Here is a 25,371-nt window from a genome sequence, read left to right as displayed (position 1 = left end):
CAGACTGCAGTAGTTCAGCATCTATTTTCAACTTGCGCAATTTGGCACATAAACAGAGCGCCTATGCGACATACTACAGACTGTTTGAAATATCTATTCAAGGAGGGAACACCATTCATGCAATCCATGCAAATGCAGGCTCTCAGCGGAAAAGAACTGGAATACATCGCGGACTCCATTTCCAACGAGGATTTACTCATTAAGCAGCTTGCTGCCACAGCGGGCACTACACAGAACTCGGCTGTACACCAAATTTGTATGCAGCACCTGCAAAGCCATACCCAACATATGAACTCGCTGACACAGCTGCTTCAACATCATCAACAATACGCACCTACACAACCCCAATAATTGTTATTTAATTTAAAAGGAGGTTATTTTGTGAATGCTCAGAATGGATCGGCATTTATGCCAGATGAAGATTTGTTGAATACGATTTTGGCTGACTTGAAACGGACGGTACGCGAATATACAACAGCTGCGACGGAGTCGGCTTGTCCAACTGTCCGCCAGACCTTTAACGAGCTGACAATGGATACGCTGCGTCTGCAGGGAGATCTGTATACACATATGTCGCAGATGAATATGTATACAGCACCTTGCAAGGCACTGCGCCAGGAAGTGGATAAGCAAATTCAGTGTGCCCAGCAAACACAGCAGAAAAGTCAGCAGTTTGTTCAGCAAAAAACAGGGGGCAATGGTTCTTATGGCCAGTCCCACTATCCACAGCATCAACAGTCCAATCAGAACCAAAACTCTTATTATATGTAACCCTGCGGCAGCCGCGTGAAGCAAGGGCAAGATAGCTAGCGCTTTATTGCAGTCTGCTCAACAATTGTTGTTGAATGGCCCGTCCGTACCGGATTGATCCGGCGGGCGGGCTTTTTTTTATCTAAAGTGAAAGAATGAAGAAATGATCCATGATGCACACAGCATGGGGTTATTTAGTTTGCAGAGATATCCTTTTCATGTCATATTAGTATTAAACATTAAATTCTTTTCGCGGGCGACGCGCTAACAGCGTAAAGTCATGGGCGAACTATTCCGGAGGGAAGGCATGAAGGAAATGAATGAACTGAAGAGGAAAGTGCTGGAACTGCTTAAGGAAGACGCGAGAAGCTCCACAGCGTTAATGGCAACATTGCTTGGAGCTGAGGAAGACGACGTGAAGACGGTGATTGAACAAATGGAGAAAGACCATGTCATCGTTAAATATGCTACAGTTGTCAACTGGGATAAGGTGGACGACGAGCGAGTGACCGCACTGATTGAAGTTCAGATTACACCCGAACGTGGACGTGGCTTTGAAGGGATAGCGGAGCGAATCTATCTGTATCCACAAGTGAAATCCGTGTATTTGATGTCTGGTGCTTATGATCTTCTTGTCGAAGTGGAAGGCCGCAATCTGCGGGAAGTCGCCAATTTTGTATCCGAGAAGCTATCTCCAATCGATGCTGTACTCTCAACCAAAACGAACTTTACCCTTAAAAAATACAAACAGGACGGGATCATCTTCGAGGAGCATGAAGAGGACAATCGTCTAATGATCTCACCATAAAGGAAGAAACCATATGATCACGAATAAAACGCAGCTAGACGGAGATACCAGCAAGTCGATGAATTCCTATTTGGCTCCACTTGTGCAGCAAATTCAGCCATCGGGCATCCGTAAGTTTTTTGATCTGGCGGCAGGCAGCAAGGATATCATTTCTCTGGGCGTCGGGGAGCCAGATTTCAAGACCCCTTGGCACGTCAGAGAAGCTTGTGTTTATTCGCTGGAAAGAGGGTTTACTGGATACACCTCCAACGCAGGAATGCCTGAGTTGCGCGAAGGCATTGCGAATTATCTACACACCCGTTTTGCCGTGGAATATGATCCTGCTAATCAGATTATAGCAACGGTAGGTGGCAGTGAGGCGATTGATCTGGCTCTGCGCGCACTGATCGCACCGGGTGACGAAATTCTCATCCCCGAGCCTTGTTATATCTCTTATTCGCCGATAACAGCTATCGGTGGCGGTATTCCTGTGGGCGTAGAGACTTTTGGTGAGAACAACTTTAAGATTACTGCAGAGGCACTCGAGGCCAAGATTACACCGCGTTCCAAAATTCTGATTCTGTGTTATCCAAGCAACCCGACCGGCGCCATTATGAGCCGAGAGGATTGGGAACCGATCGCCAAGGTCGTAGTGAAGCATGATCTCATCGTAATATCGGATGAAATCTATGCGGAGCTAACCTATGGCAGCAATCATGTAAGCTTTGCTTCGCTGCCTGGCATGATTGACCGCACGATTCTGGTCAGTGGGTTCTCCAAAGCTTTTGCGATGACTGGCTGGCGGATGGGGTATGCCTGTGGTCACCCGGATCTGATTGCCGCAATGCTCAAGATTCATCAGTACACCGTAATGTGTGCTCCTTCCATGGGTCAAGTGGCTGCACTTGAAGCACTGACTAATGGGATGGAAGAGAAGGACCGGATGGCGGATTCCTATAATCAACGGCGGCGGTTGATCGTCAAAGGCTTACGTGATGCCGGGCTGGAATGCCATGAGCCGCAGGGCGCATTTTATGCTTTCCCAAGCGTACAGCGTACCGGGCTAACCTCTGATCAATTCGCTCAGCGGCTACTGCTTGAATACAAGGTGGCTGCAGTTCCCGGCAGTGTATTCGGATTAGGTGGCGAAGGCTACTTGCGTTGCTCGTATGCTACCTCAGTTTCCCAGTTGAACGAAGCGGTTGATCGAATTGGCACTTTTGTCGCACAACTGGAACGGGAAAGAATGGAATAGAGAACATTGGACTATAGCGAATCTATCAAGCTAATGGTATTATTTTACTTTGAGAGTAACAATCTCCTTTAATTACATTAAGAGGACTTGCAACGACGTAGTTTTGAACGAAGTTAACCAAAGAAGCTATGCTCACAAAACTTAAGTGTATGCTTACGATGTAGTTTTGAACGAAGTTATCCAAGAAGCTATGCTCACAAAACATAAGTGTATGCTTACGATGTAGTTTTGAACGAAGTTAACCAAAGAAGCTATGCTCACAAAACTTTTAGGAGGGATGATTGTGCTTAGTGCCGATTATTACTTACCTTTCTATGGTGGGGAGTGTTTTTCGAGAAGCGAGAAACGGCCCTCCAAGAGTGATGCTTCTGAACGCAGGCTCTCTCTGGAAGATGAAATTCAGGAACTTCGCAGCAGAATGGAACAGCTTTTTATACAGGAGAATTCATTTACCTGTGATAATGTCATTGAAATCAGCAGTCTGCTAGATCTGAAGATAAATGAATATATGAGAAGGCGTCCACGCAGGAAATAACTGCTGAATGCTAATAGGGGGCTCTCCGTGAGAGCCCCCTTCTTCCATTTATGAAGATGCATTCATAATGTGCCGGTATTATATTTTTAACATAACTCCTGTCTATACTTTACGTTTTCTATGATAATCTACATTTTATGTATGATATACTGTCGCGGGATGTAGAAAGAATTGATAGGGAGGACTAATAATTATATGAGATTTAAGACACAATGGAACAAGCCGATCGCTTCCGTATTGGTTACTGCCGTACTCTCAGTGCAGGTGTTGAGTGGAGTCGCTCTGGGTACATTTTGGAGTACAGATAAGGCATCTGCCGAAGCGGTTGCTCCAGCCAAGGTAGATCTACGATTAATGAGCACAACGGATGTGCACACGAACGTTTACGGATGGGATTACTTCAAGAATACAGCATCGGTGACTGTTGGACTGGACCGGACGGCAACATTGGTGAAAGAAGCTAGAATCGAAGAACCAAATAATCTTTTGCTAGACAATGGGGACCTGATTCAAGGTACTCCACTGGGTACCTACATGGCGAACAAATCCGATCTGGAGAATTCGTCAACCAAGGTTCATCCGATGATTGCGGCCTTGAACGTTATGGGGTACGATGCGGCGACTTTTGGAAATCATGAATTTAACTATGGGTTGGATTTTTTAAAACGAACAGTAGAAGGAAGCCCTGGTAACGAGGCAGCTACGGGTGCGAATTTTGAATATGTAAATGCAAATATTTATAAAGCTGATGGTGTAACCAACGCTTTTACTCCATATGTCATCATCAATAAGCAGGTAACAGATAGTAATGGCCAAACGCAGAATATTAAAGTCGGTCTACTGGGTCTCGTAACCCCCCAGATCATGGAGTGGGATAAAGCGAATCTGGAAGGTCAGGTCATCACTAAAGATATCGCCGCAACCGCCGAGAAATTCGTTCCCATCATGAAGAAAGCTGGAGCGCAGGTTATCGTAGTCATGGCGCATACCGGTTTTGATATTAATGCTGTTAAAGGAGATGGCTCCGAGAATGATATTAATGCCCTAAGTAAGGTTGAGGGGATTGATGCTATTACGTTCTCGCACACGCATAAGGTGTTCCCAACTGGGAATAACGCTACTCTGGATGCTTCTTTTATCGACCCGGGAACGAAGCTGCCCTATGCAAACGATAAAGCAGTTATCGATAATGTGAAAGGTCATATTAACGGAGTTCCAGCTGTACAAGCAGGCTTCGGCGGTGCCAATTTGGGACTGATAGACCTTGTTCTTACACAGGTAAATGGAGTATGGACGGTGCAGAAGGAAACATCAGTATCTTCAACCCGCTCCATTTATAAGACAGAGAACAAACTCAATATTGCTACCGTCGCTCCTGATCCGGCTGTAGATGCTGCTGTCGCAGTTGAGCATGAGGCTACTATTGCCTACACCGGCCAGAAGCTGGGGGAAACAACGGCTTCCATGAACAGCTATTTCGCTATGGTTCAGGATGATCCGACTGTTCAGATTGTTACTTATGCCCAGAAACGTTACGTGCAGAATTACATTGATGCCAATCTTCCGCAATACAAGGATCTGGCGATTCTCAGCGTGGGTGCCCCCTTCAAGGCAGGTCGCAACGGCCCTTCCGAGTATACAAATATTGCTGCTGGGGAGCTGACGATTCGTAGCGCAAGTGACTTGTATCTTTACGACAATACGCTGAAAGCCATCAAGATTAAAGGCTCTGTCGTAAAAGAATGGCTGGAAATGAGTGCGGGTGCTTTTAATCGTATCAAGCCAGCAATCTCCACTCCGCAAGCCCTGTTGAACCCGGCATTTGCCGTGTACAACTTCGATGTGATCGACGGCATCCAGTATAAAATAGATGTGACAAAAAATGCGAAGTACAAGCCTGATGGCACGATTAATGATTCTTCATCGAGCCGCGTTACTGAAGTGACATACAATAATCAGCCTCTGGATTTGAATCAGGACTTTATCGTCGTCACGAACAACTACCGCGCTAGCGGCGGCGGCAACTTCCCAGGCGTTAAAGGCTCCGAGATGGTGATTGATTCCCTTCAAGAAAACCGTCAGGTTCTGATGGACTATATCAGCGAAGCCGGAACCATTGATCCGACTGCTGATGGCAACTGGTCTCTCGCTCCAATTAAGGGTAATGTTAATGTAACATTCACATCATCACCTGAGGCAGCTAAGGTTCTGCCAACGAATATTACCGATACCGGCGAGTCAAATACTCAGGGCTTCGGGATCTACAAACTGAATCTGCGTCCGCAAGAATCGGCTCCTACTCAGGATGTTGAGGTGCATCTTCTGGGCATCAACGATCTTCATGGCCAACTGGATACGACTTCTATTCTAAACAACAAGAATGTAGGTACAGTTCCGATTCTCGCGACCTACCTTAAAGACGCACGTGCGAAATATACCAATTCACTGCTGTTCCATAACGGTGATTCCGTAGGCGCATCAGCTCCTGTATCGTCACTTGAGCGTGATGAACCGACGCATGAATGGATGAACATGATGAAATTTGACATTGGTTCCTTGGGCAACCATGAGTTTGACCAAGGCGTGGATGCGCTTAAGACACAGCTATACGGTGGAGTTGACCCTAAGAATAAAGATATAACTCATAAGGGTGCAGATTTTGATTACATCAACGCCAATGCTGTAAACAGCACTACGGACAAGCCGATTATCAACCCTTATGTCATCAAGGAAATAGGCGGCGTAAAGATCGGATTTATTGGTCTTGTTACCAAAGCTACACCAAGCAAGGTTTCCCCTGCCGGTACGGCGGGTGTACGCTTCCTGACTCCTGAGGAAGAAGTTCAGGCTGTTGAGAAGTATGCCTTGGAGCTTCAGGGTAAAGGCGTTGAAACAATCATTGTGCTTGCACATGATCCGGCAACGACTAAAGCTGATGTGACAACAGGCGAAGCAGCCGATCTGGCTAAGGCGCTTCCAGCGAACTCCCCGGTAGATGTTATTGTAGCTGGTGACAACCATGCGTTGGCCAACGGCCTTGTAAACGGCAAGCTGATTGTTCAAGCCTACTCCTATGGAATGGCATTTGAGGATATCAAGCTAGTGATTAGTCATACAACGGGCGATGTATTGAGCAAGTCTGCTGTGGTGACCCCCACTGTACAAGATGGGATTACACCGGATGCAGAATCGGCTGCTCTTGTTAACTACTACTTAAATAAGCATCCGGAACTGACTAAGCCTGTAGGTACAACTGACGGAACCGTTACCCGGACAGATGTATACATTAAAGAGGCTGCCTTGGGCAATCTGATCGCGGATGCTATGCGCGGTGCAGATTTCGGCGACGGTAAAGGCGCTGCGGACTTCTCCTTCATGAATCCGGGCGGCATTCGCGCCGATCTTCCGTTAGGGAATGTCACCTTCGGCGATCTGGCTAAAATCCAGCCGTTTGGCAATACGCTCGTGAAGTTGACACTGACTGGAGCGCAAATCAAAACCTTGCTTCAACAGCAATGGTTTCTGAAACCCGACGGAACTTATGACATCAAAACTTTACAGATTTCCGGTCTGAAATACACGGCCAACATGTACCTTCCGGTAGCAGAGCGCATATCCAGCCTAACGACGGCAAACGGAACGCCAATTAATCCAACCCAGAACTATACAGCTGTGGTCAACAATTTCATGGCAGCAGGTGGGGATAATTACACTATTCTGACCCAAGCCAGTGCATCTTTAGCGGGACCTATTGATCTAGATGTGTTCTATGATTACATCGTGAAGACATTCAAGAGTGGAGCCATCACAGCCGCCATTGAAGGGCGAATTGTGAACAATCCGACTCCGGCAACGAACCCGCCTTCGGGAACATTGCCAACAGCAACACCAAAACCTAGTCCGACGGCAACACCTAGCGCAACTGCTGTAACAGCATCGGCTACTCCAGCCCCAACACCTACTGCAGCTCCAGAGTCCGGATTTAAGGATCTGGGTAAAGTGGCCTGGGCTCAGGATGCTATTGATTCCCTGGCAGCAAAAGGGATCATAAAAGGTTTGGATGGAAATACCTTCGCACCTGTCAAAAACGTATCCCGTGCGGAATTCGTCACCATGCTGGTTCGCGCTCTGAATCTGAGTAATTCTGGAGCGGCTACTACATTCACGGATGTCAAACAAAATGTCTGGTACACAGACACTATCACCATGGCGGTGAATGCCGGCCTTGTAAAAGGCTCCGGGAATGGGAAATTTGAACCGGGTCGTGAAATTACCCGTGAAGAAATGGCGATTATGGTCGCCAACGCTTTGAAAGAACAGCTGCAGCCGATTGACAACAATGCTGCACTCAAGCAATTTGCGGACAAGTCTCAAATTGCCTCCTATGCGCAGGAATCTATTGCCCAGCTGACCCATTTGGGAATTATCAATGGTGTAGGCTCGGAGAAATTCCTGCCGAAGGGCATAGCTAACCGTGCCCAAGCGGCGGTCATTATCTACCGCATGCTGCAGCAACAAGCATCTTAACTCTCTAGTAACGCTAAAAAGGTATTCCGTTTGTCCTTCTTCTGGGGCATTGGAATACCTTTTTTTGTGCAACTGGAACATATTAGACTCACACTTAATTTGCCTTCTTTATACTAGAAAGCTTAAACTATTATTATGCGATTTCATGCACCGAGGGGGAAGTACGTTGAGTGGAAAGTGGAAGGGTAGTATTGTCGTAGCGCTGCTGGTAATGATGACCTTAATTTCGGGTTGTGGCGGGGACGACAGTAAGAATTCGGTGACAATCTTCATGATGCCTAATGGGTTGACTCCGGACAGCAAATTTCAAGAGACTGTAAAGGACAAGCTGCAGGATAAGCTGGGTGAAGAGACGAAGGTAGAGTTCAATTCGTCGCCTATCTATAATATCCAAAAGCTGATGGTTGAATATGCGGCAGGGATGAATGACCTTGTCATTTTGTCTAAAGCGGATGTGGAGAATTACGGCAAGAATGGCGCCAATCTGCCGCTAGATGACTATTTCAAGGCTGAGGATTATCCGGAAGGTGTGTTCGAAGGCGGAGTCATACGTGGTGAGGAAGAAGAGCTTGTTCAGGAGAAACATTTATTTGCGATTCCCTTGTCGAAGCTAAAAATGTTTAAGGATGCCGGATTTGCACCCGACGATGTGTTCGTGACGCTTGCTGTTTCTGCGGATAGTGTGGATAAGAGCATTGCTGCGATTAAGGCGATGATGGAATAAAGGAGGAATAAATGATGGCGATCTATACTCGTACGGGGGATCAAGGAGAAACTTCAGTTATCGGTGGCCGTGTGGGCAAGGATGATGTCCGCGTGGAAGCCTATGGAACCATAGATGAACTGAACTGTTTTGTTGGGCAGGCCCGCAGTCTAATGGCAGATGAGAAATTCGCGGATGTGCGCGAGCAACTGCTGGAGATTCAACACGAGCTGTTCGATTGTGGTTCCGATCTGGCTTTTGTAAAGCTCAGTGAGGGGAAATATAAGGTAAAAAGCGAGATGGCTGAGCGGCTGGAAGGCTGGATTGATACCCTGCAAGCAGAGAATCCACAGCTGGAACGCTTTATCCTGCCAGGAGGCAGCGAACTCTCGTCGGTAGTTCACGTATGTCGTACTGTCTGCCGACGGGCCGAACGGCGGGCTGTTACGCTGGGACGAAGTGCGGATATTAACCCGCAGGCGGTTATTTATCTGAATCGGCTGTCGGACTACTTCTTTGCATTGGCTCGGACGGCAAATACACGGTCAGGAATTGCTGATGTAGAATATGTCCGCAGTAAAAAGGTATTCCGTAACTAACATGACCAGCTATTATTCCCCCATTACCTATATAGTACCGCCAGCTGAGGACGGTATGCTGCTCAAGACCATCCTGCAGAAGCGGATGGATGTATCGCGCAAGCTGCTCTCCCGAATCAAGCTGACCGAGCAGGGCATCGCGCTGAACGGGGAACGTGTCTATATTAGCGTTCGTGTGCGGGCAGGAGATTCGGTACAGATTCGGATGGCGACGGAGACGTCTGAGGATATTTTGCCGCAGCCGATTCCATTTGATATTCTCTACGAGGATGAACACCTGCTTATTGTCAACAAGGCAGCAGGCATCATTGTGCATCCGACGCATGGACATTATACAGATACACTGGCGAATGGAATCGTCTATTATTGGGCGCAAAAGAACGAGCGCTTTCGCTTCCGTCCGGTTCACCGGCTCGATCAGGAAACTTCCGGTGTGCTTGTGATCGCGAAGAACCCCTACAGTCATCAGCATATTTCCGAGCAGATGATTGCTGGAACCGTGGACAAACGCTACGCTGCGTTTGTCCACGGCACGCCGGCTGTGCCGTACGGTGATATCGACGGTCCGATCGACCGTGATCCGGCCGAGCCGCACCGTCGCATCGTAACTCCCGACGGTTATCCTTCCTTGACCCGGTACGAGGTCAAAGCGGTTTACCCCAGCGGCTCCAGCGTGGAGCTGAAGCTGGAGAGCGGGCGCACCCACCAGATTCGGGTGCATATGACCTCTATCGGCTGCCCCTTAATCGGTGACGGTATGTACCGTCACGAGCTCTACGGCATGCCGGAACTCTCCGCCGCCCAGGCTGAGCGGCTGGAGGCGGTGGCAGCGCTCGACGCAGCGATGCCGCGCCAGGCGCTGCATGCCGTGCGGCTGACCTTCCGGCATCCGATACTGCTGCAGGAAATGACCTTCGAAGCCCCATTGCCGTCCGACATGACGTCATTGGAGGCGCAGTTGCAGCATGAGACAGCTGCGAATTGTGATTAGATATTTGTGGTGATGTAAAGCGGAGTGGGCGAAATTGTTCTGGAGAAGCGTTAGCGCTCGCCCGAAAGCTTTCCGTAGGAAAGCTCGCATCGAAAGCATAAGCTATTCCTCGGATTTCAACCGCGAGGAGCGGATTAAAATCAGGAAATCCGAGGATAACAGCGATCGGAAGAATAATTCGCCAGCGCAGCGACACTCACCACCAATCGGAGGGAGCACACCATGAGCCATTTAAAAGTATATCAATACCCCAAATGCAGCACCTGCCGCAGTGCAGTGAAATGGCTGCAAGGCCAAGGGCATGAACTGGAGCTTCAGCATATCGCAGAGCAGCCGCCGACGGTGGAGGAGCTGCGTGAGCTGGTGGCGAACAGTGGCTTGGGATTGAAGAAGTTTTTTAATACAAGCGGTGAGGTTTATAAAGCACAAGGGCTGAAGGATAAGCTGGCACAGCTTAGTGAGCAAGAGCAGCTGGAGCTGCTGGCGGCTAACGGGATGCTGATCAAACGTCCTATCGTCAGCGATGGAAGCAAGGTTACAGTTGGATTCAAGGAAGAGCAATATGCGGACGCCTGGACTAACGCCAGACACTAGATAAGTTGAACTAGAAAACTTAGTAAAAGGCAAAAGTAACGGAGGGGAATTTTGGAACTGTAGGAGCGATAGCGACCGCCTTTGTCTCCTGATTTCATCCGCAAAAGCGGAATAAATCAAGAAATCAGGAGACAACAGCGGCCGGAAGTCCAAACATTTACCGCAGTTACGATTAAAGCCGATTCAGGAAAATTTTAAGTTCAGTTTATATAACAAGCTTATAAAAGGAGAGGTTACACATGAGCGCAGAAACAACGGGCCGGGTAATGCTGGTAGATGGAATGGCGTTGCTGTTCCGGGCTTTTTATGCGACCTCTTATGGAGGATATATTCGCAAGACGAAAGCCGGATTGCCGACGAATGCGGTATACGGTTTTTTACAGTATTTTTTCGATGCGGTCAGCACCTTTGAGCCTTCACATGTCGTATGCTGCTGGGATATGGGCAAGGGGACATTTCGGACGGAGAAATATTCAGGTTATAAATCGAATCGGATCGAGGCACCTCTGGAGCTGATTCCACAATTTGAGCTGGTCAAAGAGGTCGTAACTGGGCTGGGTGTGCCGAACATTGGCCTCGTAGGCTTTGAAGCAGATGACTGCATCGGTACCTTGGCTTCTTATTTTAGTGAGGAGTCTGAGGTCTACGTTCTGACTGGAGACCATGATATGCTGCAGCTGGTGAATGATAGCGTGAAGGTAGTTATTATGAAAAAAGGCCGTTCGAACTATAAAGTGTATGATCTTGCCGAGCTGCTAGAAGACAAAGGACTAACTCCTCTGCAAGTCATCGACCTAAAGGGTTTCATGGGTGATACAAGCGACAATTATCCTGGTGTAAAGGGGATTGGGGAGAAGACTGCACTGAAACTGCTGACTGAATACGGCACAGTTGAGGGGGTAATCGAGAACCTGCACCTGCTGCCTAAGGGCGTGCGGGCCAAGATCGAAGCCGACCTTGAGATGCTGCATTTATCGCGGGATCTGGCCCAGATTCGCTGCGATGTGCCCATTGCCTGTACGCTGGCTGAATGTCTGTGGGAGTTGCAGCGGGAAAAGGCTGCGCGTAAGTTCGAGGAGCTGGAGTTCGGCAGCCTGATGCATCTGATTGCCGGAGTAAAGGATGAACGGGGAATTGTCCAGATTGAGCTGGGGGATCTGGGTTAATTCTCTGATTGGATAAGGTATATGAAAAGGGGTAAGCGGTGAGTTTGAGCTGCTTATCCCTTTTTTGCATTCTGTGCTAAGGTGCTTTCAATACTGAAATCATAATCTGCACTGGCTGCTGGGCTGTAAGTATATTGAGTGGCATAGTAATCTCCAGAAGTTGTATCTTGGATAAGTAAGTTCCATTTACTTGTATCGACATCATAGGAGACAGAGGAATACATTTGGTCTCCGGGATTGACTTGAAACCAATTTTTTGTGTGGATGTTCTTCTGGCTCAAAGGATTCACTAACAAAAATGGACATTCAGAAATTGCTTGCCAGTTACTACGGGGTGTCGATTGAAAAAATCTGAATTATTGATTCAACTTCAGCGGGAGATGACTATTCTGCAAGCCATGAATTTTAAAAAAATGGGGTATGGGAGCCGGATGAAAAGGGGGAATCTAAAGTTACCGTACCTAAATTTGATGATAATTCTAATCAATAATTCGATAAAAGATCCCTTCAAACTAAGGTGAGATGGGATCTTATGCATTGCAACGGGCGTATACTTCTTGCAATAGTCTTATTAAGCAGTTGGTTGGGTTAATCCTCCAGATAACAAGCCATATCTTAATTTCTATCACTCCGACGTAAATTTTCTGACTGAAGGGGTGACCATTGGTTTGATATCAAACTATAATGCGATTATGGGAAAAAGAGATGCAATTTCATTAGTTTCTAAAATTAAAAATAAAGTCAATTCCTAATTTCAGATCAAACTAAAACGATGAATAAATCATGAAAGATTTCACGAAACATTTACCCTATCACAAGGAGAAATATATTGGGGGGAATGATTTATTTTTAAAGATATTCGAAGGGGACGACCTCACAAAAGAAACTAAAAAAAGGGTTAGGCAGTACACTGGTACCCATAGACTGGACACTTTAAAAAAAGGTGTTCAAGCTGTGGGTACCTTTTTGTATACTGAAAGAACAGCGGAGGGGATTAAATGAGTAAGAAGCGATTTACAGAAGAAGAACGTGAACAGATGTCAAAGAACAGATACGTCGTTAGAGTGAGTGACAAGGCGATAACCTATGCGGATGAATTTAAGCAGTTATTTATTGACCAATACATGACAGGCAAAACCCCAAGAGAGATCTTCGAAGCTCACGGATTTAACGTGAGTGTAATGGGTATGAAGCGAATCGAACAGTCTGCTGACCGCTGGAAGAAAGCCTATGAACAAGGAGGGATTGTAGGACTATCCGACTCTCGAAAGGAAGCCACTGGGCGTCCTTTGCAGCGGGAGCTATCCCCGGATGAAGTCATTGCAAAGCAAGAAGCGAGGATTAGACTGCTCGAATCTCAAGTCGATTTGTTAAAAAAGCTAGACACGAAAGAAAGGTTGCTGGTAGCCAAAGGAATGAATCTAAGCAAAACTAAGTTATTCGAACTCATTAAGAACGCTGTGGATCAAGGTCTAGGACGTATGACAGGCTACATTTGCAAGTTGCTTAACGTTTCTCGTTCGGGATACTATAGCTACTTAGGTTCCGCAGATACACGCTTGGAGCGAACTCGTTCAGATGCTAAAGCGGGAGACTACATCAAGAAGGCTTTCCACCGAAGAGGATACAAGAAGGGCTCGCGCTCTATCAAGATGGTTCTAGAGAACGAGTTTGGCATCCTTTATAACCTGAAGAAAATCCGCAGGCTTATGAAGAAATTCAACATCGTATGCCCGCATAGAAAACCTAACCCCTATAAGCGTATGGCGAAGGCTACGAAGGAACATCGGACCCTTCCAAACCGTCTGCAAAGGGATTTTAAAAAGGGTATTCCGGGTCTGGGGTTGCTTACCGACATCACCTATCTCCCGCATGGTCGCTCGGAGATCGCGTATTTATCGACCCTGCTAGATGCCTCGACGGGCGAGATCCTCTCTTACAACGTATCTAACCGGCTCACATTAGATATTGCCACGGACACGATTGACGCTCTCATGAAACAAAAACGTGTGAAGTTACACAAAGATGTCTTCATCCACTCCGATCAAGGCAGCCATTACACGAGTCCAACCTACCAAGCACTGCTGAAGAAGTATGGGATAGGTCAGTCGATGTCCAGGCGTGGGAATTGTTGGGACAATGCCCCTCAAGAATCATTCTTCGGCCATTTAAAAGATCATGTGGATCACCGCAGTTGCCGATCTTTACAAGAGCTACAGTTTGAAATTGATCGCTATATCCGTTATTACAACCACCACAGATATCAATGGGGTTTAAAAAAGATGACCCCTGTTCAATACAGGAATCACCTATTGTTAGTTTCCTAATGGTTCTAAACCACTCTTTTTTCAAGTGTCCTTGACTAAGGGTCCAGATTACAGTGAGTTTAAGCTGCTTAACCCTTTTTTTGCATACTGTGCTAAGGTGCTTTCGATCCTGAAATCCTAATATCGTCCATCATCATCCGCATTTCGTCAATGGGTTGATCCGGTATTAGGAGTTAGTATAAGGATAGTGATGATAGGGATAGTGATCTATATTTTTGAGAGAGGGGTATCCTGATGAAATGGCGCAAGGCTGAAATGGAAGGGTATGCGACTTGGATTGGTGAAACAGAACTGATATCCATAGGCATTATTCCGGAGCTTGGCAGTAAGATGATCTCACTGCGCAACCGCAAGACTGGCCGAGAATGGTTATGGCGCAGTGAGAAGCCGCTTGGGAACGGAGGGTATGGTTCCTCCTTCGCAGCAGGGGACGAGAGTGGCTGGGATGAGATGTTTCCTTGTATTGATGCCTGCACCTATCCGCAGGAGCCTTGGCAGGACAGAGCTATTCCTGACCATGGAGAGGTTTGGTCCCTTGGCTGGGAGCCTTATTGTACAGGGGCAACTTTGCATTGCCGTGTGGAAGGGGTACAATTTCCTTATTTATTGGAGAAGGTGTATTCCTCTACGGTGGAAGGCACAATCCGTATCGACTATACGGTAACGAATACATCGAATGCCCCTTTTTCCTTTCTATGGGCAGCGCACCCATTATTGCAGATCCATGCAGGGATGCAACTGCACGTGCCTAAAGAATTAAAAGAAATAGAAATAGCGTATTCAGAAGGCGAACGACTAGGAGTCTCTCAGGACAAACGTTCCTGGCCTTTTGTCCAAACTGCTGCCGGAGTGGTTGACCTGAGTACCCTAGAGCCAGCGGCGGGCAAGTTCGCCGAGAAATACTATTTCTCGGACAAGCTTGGTGATGGATTCGCCGGGATTAGTGATCCCGTGACGGGTGAAGCCTTGCGGTTCACTTTTCCGGCAGAGCAGGTTCCTTATCTTGCGGTATGGGCCAATTATGGCGGCTATGGCGGAAACTATCATGTTGCGCTTGAACCGGCAACCGGCAGAATGGACAGTCTCGAGCAGGCTATTCCGCGAAACGAAGCAGCCGTCGTCGAGGGCCAGGGGATATACCGCTGGTTTCTTGAACTGAATATAACCTAGGCTAAGTGCCACTGTTACAACAAGCGGGAACTTGGAATGATCAATTGGCTCTTCATGAATCGCAGCAGGGGTACCCGAGAGAATTCATAACGTCCGCTTCCACTTTTATCACAGACACCGTATCCCAACTCCGCTATGCTGTACAGGATAAATTAGCGATGAAACAAGGTGCCCTTGGTTTAGGTCAAGGGATAATAGGGAATCGGGTGCAACTCCCGAGCGGTCCCGCCACTGTATAGGTGAGTCACTCTTCAATAGGTCACTCGGAGATTACCGGGGAAGACGAAGAGTTGGCGTTATCAGCCGAAGCCAGGAGACCTACCTTGTTTCCGCACACCACGACTCTACGCGGATAGGAGCGGTGTACGAATTAGTGAATGAGACATGAGCAGACTTTAATGACTCCTGCAAAAGACTGATCCTTTCAGTTCTGCTGCTTATGAGGCGACAGGTCTGCTGCTGCGCGCGTGATGGCGTTCTCTTTCATATCTGATGACGTACATACTACTCCCACCCCTACGGGCGGGAGTTTTTTTTGCTTTCTGTTTTGCAAAATAAAAAATCAGGGAGGCAAACGTATGAAACCACGCAGCCTATGGAAATTCACGGCGATGGTGGCTGGATTTACGCTTTATTTACTGTTCAATGAACCGGGAACAGCGCAGGCAATGCACATTATGGAAGGATTTCTGCCTATAGGCTGGGCCGTATTCTGGTGGCTGGCTTTTGTACCCTTCTTTGTCTGCGGTATTCTGAAGCTCAAGAAAATGACCAGGGACAACCCGGAGTTGAAGCTGCTGCTGGGTCTGGCGGGGGCATTCACCTTTGTATTGTCAGCGATGAAGCTGCCTTCTGTAACCGGAAGCAGCTCCCATCCTACAGGGACAGGACTAGGTGCAGTGATGCTTGGACCCCTGCCCATGAGCGTGATTGGCTCGATTGTATTGCTGTTTCAAGCACTGCTGCTGGCACACGGCGGGATTACGACACTTGGAGCGAACGCCTTCTCGATGGCAGTGGCAGGTCCTTTTGCCGGATATGCAGTTTATAAGCTGGTGATGAAGCTGACGCCCCGTGAGAAGCTGGCGGTATTTGCTGCAGCCTTTATCGCTGATCTCATGACTTATGTCGTGACTTCCTTTCAGCTCGCGGTGGCTTTTCCAGCAGCAGAGGGCGGAGTGCTTGCATCCTTTCTGAAGTTTGGCAGTATTTTTGCGGTGACCCAGATTCCGCTGGCGATTAGTGAAGGACTGCTGACCGTGCTGCTCTGGAATTGGTTAAGATCCTATAGTCCTAATGAGCTGTCACTACTCAAACGCGAAACGAAAGGAAGGGGATTTGAATGACTGCCAGATGGAGAAACGGATTAATGCTGCTGGTGGTTATCCTGCTGGTCGTGCTTCCTCTGCTATTTGTGAACGGTGATTTCGGTGGGGCTGATGATGCCGCAGAAGGAGCGATCAGCGAGATTGATCCTGGATATAAGCCTTGGTTTAAGCCGCTGACTGAATTGCCCGCAGAAACGGAAAGTATGCTGTTCGCGCTGCAGGCTGCCATAGGTGCTGGAGTCATCGGCTATACGATTGGTCTGTTGAAAGGCAGACAAGAGCGGCAGAATCCTCATGATCAGAAGAATTGATGCCCTTTCCTATACGAACGCTTTCCGACACCTATCACCAATGTGGAAAAGCGCATTCGCGGCGGTAATGTTCATTCTGTCCTATCTGCTACATCCGGTTTTACAGCTGGCAATCTCGCTCTGGATGATCCAGTGGTGTATCGGCTATGCCAGAATTCCGTTGCGTACGTACAGTCTGCTGCTCGGCTCGGCGCTGTTGTTTTACTGTATAAGTCTGCCTGCCCTACTAATTGAGATGGGGCAACAGGCAGTTCCAGAAGCTGTGATGTCCGTCCATCTTCCGTTATCTTCAGTTTCACTCTATATTACGACTGCGGGCATCCTGCGTGGAAGCCTGCTGCTCGCACGAGTAGCGGCCTGCATGACCTGCTTCTTGTTTATCATCTTCACCACGCCGTTTGGCGAGTTGCTGCAGGTGCTTCGTAAGCTGCGGATGCCGCAGATTGTGCTGGAACTCATGCTTATCATGTATCGTTTTCTGTTTCTGCTGGGGGATACCGCGCATGGAATGCTGCTGGCTCGGCGGCTGCGCGGCGGTAACAGAGGGTTCGTGGCCCAGCTAAAAGAGTTCGCAGGTATGGCGGGTGGATTGCTCGCCAAAACCATGCATCGCTATTACGGACTCTCACAGGGACTCCTGACCCGAGGCTTTACCGGTGAAATTTCTATGCCACCTTATGTATCACGATCGGTTCCGCGCAGGTATGTTATCGAGGCCTATGCTGGAATAACAGCTTTGCTGCTGGCCCAGCTGTGGATGATGTGGAGTACATGACAGCTTAAGTAAATATTGAGGAGATCCCAATGTACGAAGAACATAAGGAACACAAGGAACACAAGGAGTACTGTCTGGCTTTTGAGGAAGTTGTTTATAGATATCCCGATACGGTGCTGCCAGCGCTGCAAGGCTTAAGCATTGCCATTCCTACAGGTTGTCGAACGGCTATACTCGGCCATAACGGTTCTGGTAAATCGACGATGTTTCTGCAGGCTGTCGGCATTCTGCGACCACAGAGTGGCGTGGTGATCAGGGCAGGAGCAGAATTATCCTACTCTAAAAAAGACCTGGCCGCCCTGCGCCGCAGTGTCGGACTGGTCTTCCAGGACCCGGAGCAGCAACTGATTCTAAATACGCCGCTGGAGGATGTATCGTTCGGGCTGCGCAATGCCGGAATGGATGAGGAGACGATTCTACGGCGCTGTCATGAGGTATTGGAGCGGCTGGACCTGACCTCCTTAAGTGATAAGCCCATCCATCAGCTCAGTCTGGGCCAAAAGAAACGCACGGCTCTCGCAGGTGTTATGGCGATGGAGCCAGAGCTTCTTTTGCTGGATGAACCGACCTCTTATCTGGACCCATTGTCCGAAACTCTGCTGCTGGAGGCGCTTGAGGCCATTCATCAGCAAGGCACAACGATCGTGATGGCCACACATGATATGAATCTGGCCTACCGCTGGGCGGATTGGGTGATTGTGCTAGAGGCAGGAAGGTGTTTTGCTGCGGGAACACCGGCTGACATCTTCGCTGAGCGGGAGGCGCTGCAGGCTATAGGATTGGAGCTGCCGCTGTTGGCTGATTTATGGCAGAGCTTGCCACAGCGGCTGACCGCAGGCCGGACGGCGCCGCGTGATGCCGGGGATTTCAAAGCTATGCTGAGTCTGCTGCTAAATGAGGATATGAGCTGATTCATGCTCGAGCTAATGCTAAAAGTGTCAGAATCTCGGCTCCAAATGCTGGATGAAATACAGCATTCTTATTCTGATACACACTAAATTAATGAAATGTTGGATCATATCCATCTTTTACGAATCGTAGCGTCCCTATCGAATGACAATCCTGTAGTTCATACAACAAACTGTCTTTTGAAGGCAATTTATAGAGAATAAGCTGTAAAAAATACATGATTTCACAAGTAGATTGAAAGTTATAGTCTGCACAAATTTGAATTGATTAAGTGAACGGGGGAAGCGACATGAAGAAACGAGGCAAACTGCTTATTATTGGCTTTGGCCCTGGTGCGCTGGAGCATATTACGGGCCGCGCTCTGGCTGCGCTTGAGGAAAGTGAGGCAGTGATCGGTTATAACACCTATGTGGATCTTATTAAACCGCTGCTTCACCAGCAGGAAATTGTCGGAACAGGCATGACCGAAGAGGTCAGCCGGGCGCAGGAAGCAGTGCGCAGAGCGGAAGCTGGGCAGATAATTGCGGTGATTTCCAGCGGAGATGCTGGCGTATATGGCATGGCTGGTTTGGTCTACGAGGTGTTGATCGAGCGAGGCTGGAACCGCGCAGAGGGTGTGGAGGTTGAGGTGATTCCCGGTATCTCTGCGATTCAATCCTGTTCTTCACTGCTCGGTGCACCGATTATGCATGATGCTTGTACCATCAGTCTAAGCGATCATCTTACGCCTTGGGAGACGATAGCCACACGTGTTGAGGCGGCGGGCGCAGCTGATTTTGTAATTGCCTTCTACAATCCACGCAGTGGGAAACGGACGCGTCAGATTGAGGAAGCGCGCAATATTTTGCTGCGTTATCGTGATCCGGCTACTCCAGTGGGGATTGTCAAAAGCGCCTACCGAGACAAGCAGCAGACCATAGTTACAACACTTCAAGATATGCTGGAGCATGAGATCGGAATGCTGTCTACCGTGGTGGTTGGCAACTCAGCCACGATGGTGTATGAGGGTCTAATGGTGACGCCGCGTGGCTACGAGCGCAAGTACAGCCTGGGAGCGGAGACCCAAGACTTGAAGCCGCATGAGCGGCTGCGAACAGCGGCGGAGCCTTGGAGCTTGGCTGCTTCTGCCAAGAGCAGCATGGAGATGAAGGCAGGCGTGGTAGTAGAGAGCAAGGTTACAAGCAGCACAGCAGCAGAACAAGAAGTGAAGACCGTATTACTCGTGGGACATGGCAGCAGAGTCATGGAGGGTAACGTTGAGCTGCGGGAATTTGCGGATCTGCTTGCAGCCCGGAAGCCCGAGCTAACCTTCGAGACCTGTTTTATAGAATTGGCGCAGCCTTCGATTGCTGAAGGCATTGATAACTGTATCCGCGGAGGGGCCAGCACGGTTTATGTGGTGCCGATTATTTTGTTCGCAGCCGGACATTCCAAGCTGGATATTCCAATGGCTATCGACCAGGCCAAACTCAAGTATCCTGCTGTGCAATTTGTGTATGGCCGCCCAATAGGCGTGCAGGACAAAGCGGTGGATATTTTGCTGGACCGGATCAAGGAAGCTCAGCCAGTAGTGCAGCCGGAACACGCAGAGGCTCACCCAGCAAAGGTTGAGGATGTTGAGGATAAAGATACGATTGTACTTGTAATGGGCCGTGGGGGCAGCGACCCGGATGCGAATAGCGATTTCTACAAAATGACGCGCCTGTTATGGGAAAAAACTAACTATAAAAGTGTCGAGAGCTGCTTCATAGCCATTGCGAAACCTTCCTTGCCGGAAGGTCTAGAGCGTTGTTTGGCTCTGGGCGCGCGTAGAATTGTTGTGCTGCCGTATTTGCTATTTAATGGATTGCTGATGCAGCAATTTACGGAGATGGTAGCCTTATTTGCCGCTGCTCACCCGGAGCTTGAAGTTGAAATCGGCAGTTATTTGGGTCTTCATCCCCTGCTTGCCGACTTGATGACCGAGCGGATTGAGGAGACGCTAATTGGCCAATCCTTTGCCAACTGCGACAACTGCAGATATCGTGATGAAGCGGCCGAACATCATGATCACAACCATGACCACACCCATGACAACCATGACCACCACGATCACAACCACAACCACCAACAGCATGGTGAAGAGGGACATGGGGAACACGGGGGTCATGGAGAACATCATGGACATATGCACGAACAGGGACATACGCGCGGACAAGTGCAAGGTCATGGACATGAGGGGCATACGCATGAACATAGAGTAGCAGTTCCAACAACCCCAGTAACTTCAGCACCCGACTCTGTGGGCCGGTAACCGTCATGATATTTATGTTATGCGGCACCAGTGATGCCAGAGAATTAGCGCTGACTTTGGAGCGCCAAGGGGTATTGCTGCTGGCATCGGTCGTGACGCAAAGTGCGGCAGATCGCTTAGGCGCTGCCTCTTTTAAGACTCGTGTTGGCAGGTTGGATAAAGACAGCATGATCGCGCTGCTGCAAGAAGGGAATTATCGCGCCGTAGTGGATGGCAGCCATCCCTTTGCACTCGAGGCTCACACTAATGCTATCGCTGCCGCGGCCGCACTCGGCCTGCCATACCTTCGGTATGAGCGGCGCAGTCTTTCCTATGCCAATCATCCACGGCTGATTGTCACCTCTTCCTACGAGGAAGCCGCTCGTCAGGCCAAAGAGCTGCAAGGCTCGATTATGCTGACAACGGGTGGCAAGACGCTGGAGATTTTTGCGGAACAGCTACTGGGTGATCCAAATATTCGAATGATAGTCAGGCTGCTGCCCTGCCTGGAGAATATGGAGAAATGTGTGGCTCTAGGCATAGAACAGCGGAATATTATAGCGCTGCAGGGCCCTTTTTCACGAGAGCTCAATGAGGCGTTATATCGGCAGTACGGTATCCAAGTGATGATTACCAAAGAGAGCGGAGCGGAGGGTTCTGTCGATGAGAAGCTATATGCGGCACTCGAAATGGGTCTTTATGTTATTTTGATAACCCGACCTGTGGCGCAGTTTAGTGAGGTCTATGACTCTTTTGACGATATTATCGCCGCTTTGGATAAGTTGGGTAGATAAAGCTTTTACAGGAAATGAGGAGCGTATATGGATTTTGGAACAGAATTCAAGCCGTTGACGGTGCAGCCGCAAGAAATAGAAGGTTTGAGCTTTCAAATGATTACTGCGGAGCTGGGGGAGCATGATTTCACAGCGCAGCAGTATCCGATTGTGCAACGGATTATACATGCTTCGGCTGATTTTGAACTGGGACGCAGTCTCGTCTTTCATCCTCAGGCTATCGAAGCAGGCATTGCGGCTATTTTGGCGGGAAAACCGATTGTTGCTGATGTGCGCATGATCGAAGCGGGGATCGCCAAGGCGCGGATACACCAATACGGCGGGGATGTGAGAGTGCATATTTCCGATCCGGATGTTATGGAAGAAGCTAAGGCACTTGGCGTTACCCGTGCTATTATCGCAATGCGCAAAGCCTGTGCTGAAGCACCGGGTGGAATCTTTGTCATCGGAAATGCGCCAACTGCGCTGTTGGAACTGATCCGTCTGGTAAAAGAAGGCGCCGCCCAGCCCGGGCTCGTGATCGGCATGCCAGTTGGCTTCGTGTCTGCAGCGGAATCGAAGGATGAGCTGCGCAAGCTGGATATTCCTTATATCAGTAATATCGGCCGTAAAGGCGGCAGTACGGTTGTAGTTGCCGCGGTCAATGCCCTTAGCCTGCTCGCCGTCCGCCATGCCGCAGAACAACAAGGATAAGCTGTTAAGTCAACAGTCCTACCTAATCACCATTCAGCCAAAGAGGGGATTGCGATGAGTAAGAACTCAAAGAACTTGCGGAACTCGCCGAACAATAGTGTTTCAGCAGGGAAGCCCGGCGCAGCGGAGACAGATATGCCGCTGCGCCGCGGCTACACCACTGGCGCTTGCGCGACCGCAGCCGCCAAAGGTGCGGCCATTCTGCTGCTCACAGGCAAGGCTCCGGAGACGGCAGATGTGTATCTGCCCGCAGGCTTTAGCCATACCTTTCAGTTGACTGGGTGGCAGCGCCACGGAGGGGTCTCGGCAACGTGTGCTACGGTGAAGGATGCCGGAGACGATCCTGATGCAACGCATCAGGCGTGGATAGAGGCCAGTGTTAGTTGGCGGGATGAACCCGGCATCGAGATTGACGGAGGCCGCGGGGTCGGGCGGGTGACGAAGCCAGGGCTTCCGATATCGGTGGGTGAAGCGGCCATTAATCCTGTGCCGAGACGGATGATTGAAGAGGCTGTGTCTGAGGTGCTGGAGGAGCACGGCGCGGCAAGGGGAGTACGTGTAGTTATCAGCGTGCCGGAAGGTGAAGTCATTGCGCTCAAGACACTTAACGCCAGGCTTGGAATCCTGGGTGGCATCTCGATTCTGGGTACGCGCGGCGTAGTGACTCCCTTCTCAACCGAGGCTTACAAGGCAAGTGTGCAGCAGGCGATCTCGGTCGCTGCCGCCTCCGGGAACAAGCAAATTGTATTAACGACTGGCGGCAGCAGTGAGAAATATGCGATAGCGATGTTCCCCGAGCTTCCGGAGGAAGCTTTTGTGCAGATGGGGGAATATGTTGGCTTCTCACTGGAGCATGCCAAAGCTTATGGAATCACCAAGGTTACACTCGTCGGCATGGCAGGTAAATACTCCAAAGTAGCGCAAGGAGCTATGCTGATTCACTCCAAAAACGCCCCGGTCGATTTCAACTTTCTTGCACAGCTGGCCGTCGAGGCAGGAGCGGAGGAAGCAATGGTAGCAGAGGTTGCTGCTGCGAACACCGCCTCGCAGGTAGTTGATCTGATGACAGAGGCTGGGAATAGTGTTTTTTTTGAGCGGATCTGTCACCATGCTTGCAGCCATTGCCTGAAACATGTAGGCGGACAAATGACCGTAGAGATGGTGTTGATCACCATGAAGGGCCGAGTGCTAGGGAGGGCAGAAATCTGTGGGTAATGTAATTTATGTCATCGGTATTGGTGAGGACGGGGCTGGCGGGCTGACACCACTAAGTCTGCGCAAGGTGCTGGAGAGCGAGGTGCTGTTTGGCGGCGAGAGACAACTGGATTTTTTCAGCCAATATGGCGGGGAAAAGATTGCTCTAAAAGGTGGCCTAAATCTCTTCGCGGACAAGCTGGCAGGGCTGTGGAAAACGCGGAAGACTGTTGTGCTGGCATCTGGAGATCCGTTATTTTACGGCATTGCCGGTTATCTGGTCCGAAGATTTGGGGCGGCGCATGTCGAGGTGATTCCACATTACAGCAGCGTACAGCTGGCTTTTTCCCGGCTTGGGGACAGCTGGCAGGATGCCGAGTTAATAAGCCTGCACGGACGCCCGATGGCTGGATTAGCCCAACGAATGGACGGCAAGCAGAAGGTTGCACTGCTGACCGATGAAGAGAATAGTCCGGCTCGTATAGCCGCATATCTGATCGAGTTCGGGATGACGGAGTACGAGGCTTTTGTTTGCGAACGTTTAGGCGGGCCGGAGGAGAACTGCCAGTTCTGGGGGCTGGAGCAGCTTAGGCAGGCTGAATTTGCTGCACTTAATATCGTTATTTTGCGGTGGAAGCCGGATGGCGGTTCAGATTCAGGTTCAAGTTCAGGCTTGGGTTCACGGCGCGGGTTCGCCTATCCGGACGAAACATTTCAACAGCGGCGGCCGGAAAAAGGCCTTATTACGAAGCGCGAGGTACGCGCCTTCGTATTGTCAGAGCTGAATCTGGCGGACGATGCAGTCGTCTGGGATATCGGCTCCGGTTCGGGTGCGGTAGCGGCGGAATGTGCGCGGATTGCGCGGCGCGGCAGAGTCTATGCCCTTGAAAAAGGGGCGGAGAACCTGCCCAATATGGAAGCTAACCGGCGTAAATTCCGCGCTGATTTTACGATTATTCATGATAAGGCACCGCAGGGCTTAGAGGCGTTGCCGGACCCGGACGCAGTATTTATTGGCGGCAGTGGTGGCGAACTGGCGGCGATTATAGCGCTGTGCGCAGCCCGCCTGCGTCCAGAGGGACGAATTGTGGTGGGAGCGATCACCATCGAGACCCTGCATGGAAGTATGGAGGCCTTGCGCAGCGCCGGGCTTAAGGTAGAAGTGACGATGCTGCAGGCTTCGCGCGGCAAGCCGATCCTGGGGATGACCCGTTTCGAGGGGATGAATCCGGTCTACGTGGTCAGCGGCCGGCGGGAGTAATGCTCTATCTTAGACGCTGCTAAGCTTAGCTATACTTTGGACAATTTGAGCTTTACCATGGCCCGGGTGACTTCCTGACTCCCAGTATTAACAGGAAAAAATGCCGTTAAATCTTATGATTATAGGAGTAATTCCTGTTTAACTATAATTACTGCCGTTATTTTTCTAAATATTCAGGGAATTAGCTTCCAAGAGCCGAATTAGAGGCAGTAAATGATGTTAATTAGTCTCTAAGGTGAATTGTAGATCATATTAGCAGCAGTAACTGCCGTTAATTTTTTTCACTTCGACTAGACTGCTATATTACTTTTTTTCTACTGTACATTCAGCGATGAAAGAGTAGTGCTCCTGTTCGAGAGAATCATTATTTGGCTTTTATATAGATATTTAATAGTTACTATGAGAATGGGAACGAGAGGAGCGAACTGAC

At 49.2% G+C, this 25,371-nt stretch carries 22 protein-coding genes and 1 riboswitch; all 22 genes read left to right on the top strand.

All coding sequences use genetic code 11. The features are described from left to right. Window positions 1-117: 117 nt before the first annotated feature. The 22 genes from H1230_RS23860 (at window position 118) to cbiE (ending at window position 24,941) form a co-directional block, all read left to right on the top strand. Window positions 118-351: a hypothetical protein gene (locus tag H1230_RS23860; RefSeq protein ID WP_239712341.1), complete on the top strand. Its 234-nt coding sequence runs from the start codon at window positions 118-120 to the stop codon at window positions 349-351. A 30-nt stretch (window positions 352-381) separates the two neighbouring features. Further along, window positions 382-771 (top strand): spore coat protein, encoded by a 390-nt coding sequence (locus H1230_RS23855; RefSeq protein ID WP_239712340.1) that lies wholly within the window; start codon window positions 382-384, stop codon window positions 769-771. Window positions 772-1,057: 286 nt separating this feature from the next. Then, window positions 1,058-1,558, top strand: coding sequence for an Lrp/AsnC family transcriptional regulator (locus H1230_RS23850; protein WP_154121407.1), 501 nt, complete (start codon window positions 1,058-1,060; stop codon window positions 1,556-1,558). 13 nt (window positions 1,559-1,571) lie between these two features. Continuing rightward, window positions 1,572-2,792: an aminotransferase class I/II-fold pyridoxal phosphate-dependent enzyme gene (locus tag H1230_RS23845; protein WP_275590954.1), complete on the top strand. Its 1,221-nt coding sequence runs from the start codon at window positions 1,572-1,574 to the stop codon at window positions 2,790-2,792. 283 nt (window positions 2,793-3,075) lie between these two features. Continuing rightward, the gene (locus tag H1230_RS23840) at window positions 3,076-3,327 is read left to right on the top strand and encodes an aspartyl-phosphate phosphatase Spo0E family protein (protein WP_239712339.1); all 252 of its coding nucleotides are present in this window, start codon (window positions 3,076-3,078) and stop codon (window positions 3,325-3,327) included. Between the two features lie 195 nt (window positions 3,328-3,522). Beyond that, window positions 3,523-7,854: a bifunctional 2',3'-cyclic-nucleotide 2'-phosphodiesterase/3'-nucleotidase gene (locus H1230_RS23835; RefSeq protein WP_239712338.1), complete on the top strand. Its 4,332-nt coding sequence runs from the start codon at window positions 3,523-3,525 to the stop codon at window positions 7,852-7,854. Window positions 7,855-8,020: 166 nt separating this feature from the next. Further along, window positions 8,021-8,578: a type 2 periplasmic-binding domain-containing protein gene (locus H1230_RS23830; RefSeq protein ID WP_239712337.1), complete on the top strand. Its 558-nt coding sequence runs from the start codon at window positions 8,021-8,023 to the stop codon at window positions 8,576-8,578. Window positions 8,579-8,592: 14 nt separating this feature from the next. Next, complete coding sequence (locus tag H1230_RS23825; RefSeq protein WP_239717529.1) at window positions 8,593-9,156, top strand: cob(I)yrinic acid a,c-diamide adenosyltransferase; 564 nt, start codon at window positions 8,593-8,595, stop codon at window positions 9,154-9,156. Window position 9,157: 1 nt separating this feature from the next. Next, complete coding sequence (locus H1230_RS23820) at window positions 9,158-10,147, top strand: RluA family pseudouridine synthase (protein ID WP_239712336.1); 990 nt, start codon at window positions 9,158-9,160, stop codon at window positions 10,145-10,147. A gap of 222 nt (window positions 10,148-10,369) precedes the next feature. After that, a complete protein-coding gene (locus H1230_RS23815; RefSeq protein WP_239712335.1) occupies window positions 10,370-10,741 on the top strand; it encodes an arsenate reductase family protein in 372 nt (123 codons plus the stop codon). Between the two features lie 239 nt (window positions 10,742-10,980). Next, window positions 10,981-11,907, top strand: a complete 927-nt coding sequence (locus H1230_RS23810; RefSeq protein WP_239712334.1) for a 5'-3' exonuclease — start codon at window positions 10,981-10,983, stop codon at window positions 11,905-11,907. Window positions 11,908-12,905: 998 nt separating this feature from the next. Then, a complete protein-coding gene (locus tag H1230_RS23805; RefSeq protein ID WP_239712333.1) occupies window positions 12,906-14,234 on the top strand; it encodes an IS3 family transposase in 1,329 nt (442 codons plus the stop codon). 234 nt (window positions 14,235-14,468) lie between these two features. Further along, entirely contained in the window at window positions 14,469-15,404 is a 936-nt protein-coding gene (locus tag H1230_RS23800) for an aldose epimerase family protein (RefSeq protein ID WP_239712332.1), read from the top strand. 149 nt (window positions 15,405-15,553) lie between these two features. Then, window positions 15,554-15,744, top strand: a riboswitch (cobalamin riboswitch). Between the two features lie 238 nt (window positions 15,745-15,982). Beyond that, window positions 15,983-16,750, top strand: a complete 768-nt coding sequence (locus H1230_RS23795; protein WP_239712331.1) for an energy-coupling factor ABC transporter permease — start codon at window positions 15,983-15,985, stop codon at window positions 16,748-16,750. Further along, a complete protein-coding gene (locus H1230_RS23790) occupies window positions 16,747-17,043 on the top strand; it encodes an energy-coupling factor ABC transporter substrate-binding protein (RefSeq protein WP_239712330.1) in 297 nt (98 codons plus the stop codon). Before H1230_RS23795 ends, H1230_RS23790 begins: the two co-directional genes overlap by 4 nt. Then, a complete protein-coding gene (cbiQ, locus tag H1230_RS23785) occupies window positions 17,027-17,818 on the top strand; it encodes a cobalt ECF transporter T component CbiQ (RefSeq protein WP_239712329.1) in 792 nt (263 codons plus the stop codon). The genes H1230_RS23790 and cbiQ overlap by 17 nt, the downstream gene beginning before the upstream one ends. A 29-nt stretch (window positions 17,819-17,847) precedes the next feature. Next, window positions 17,848-18,729 (top strand): energy-coupling factor ABC transporter ATP-binding protein, encoded by an 882-nt coding sequence (locus tag H1230_RS23780; protein ID WP_239712328.1) that lies wholly within the window; start codon window positions 17,848-17,850, stop codon window positions 18,727-18,729. Window positions 18,730-19,016: 287 nt separating this feature from the next. Beyond that, window positions 19,017-21,020: a precorrin-3B C(17)-methyltransferase gene (gene cobJ / locus H1230_RS23775; RefSeq protein ID WP_239712327.1), complete on the top strand. Its 2,004-nt coding sequence runs from the start codon at window positions 19,017-19,019 to the stop codon at window positions 21,018-21,020. 5 nt (window positions 21,021-21,025) lie between these two features. Further along, complete coding sequence (cobK, locus tag H1230_RS23770; RefSeq protein ID WP_239712326.1) at window positions 21,026-21,793, top strand: precorrin-6A reductase; 768 nt, start codon at window positions 21,026-21,028, stop codon at window positions 21,791-21,793. 27 nt (window positions 21,794-21,820) lie between these two features. Next, complete coding sequence (locus tag H1230_RS23765; protein ID WP_239712325.1) at window positions 21,821-22,486, top strand: precorrin-8X methylmutase; 666 nt, start codon at window positions 21,821-21,823, stop codon at window positions 22,484-22,486. A gap of 135 nt (window positions 22,487-22,621) precedes the next feature. Further along, window positions 22,622-23,701 carry a cobalt-precorrin-5B (C(1))-methyltransferase gene (locus tag H1230_RS23760; protein ID WP_239717527.1) on the top strand — a complete coding sequence of 360 codons (1,080 nt, stop codon included), beginning with the start codon at window positions 22,622-22,624 and terminating at the stop codon, window positions 23,699-23,701. Then, complete coding sequence (cbiE, locus tag H1230_RS23755) at window positions 23,694-24,941, top strand: precorrin-6y C5,15-methyltransferase (decarboxylating) subunit CbiE (protein WP_239712324.1); 1,248 nt, start codon at window positions 23,694-23,696, stop codon at window positions 24,939-24,941. The genes H1230_RS23760 and cbiE overlap by 8 nt, the downstream gene beginning before the upstream one ends. Window positions 24,942-25,371: the final 430 nt, after the last annotated feature.

Origin of the sequence: Paenibacillus sp. 19GGS1-52, from assembly GCF_022369515.1 — a bacterium.
Taxonomy (GTDB): Bacteria; Bacillota; Bacilli; order Paenibacillales; family Paenibacillaceae; genus Paenibacillus_AQ.
This window is presented reverse-complemented; position numbering and strand designations above follow the sequence as displayed.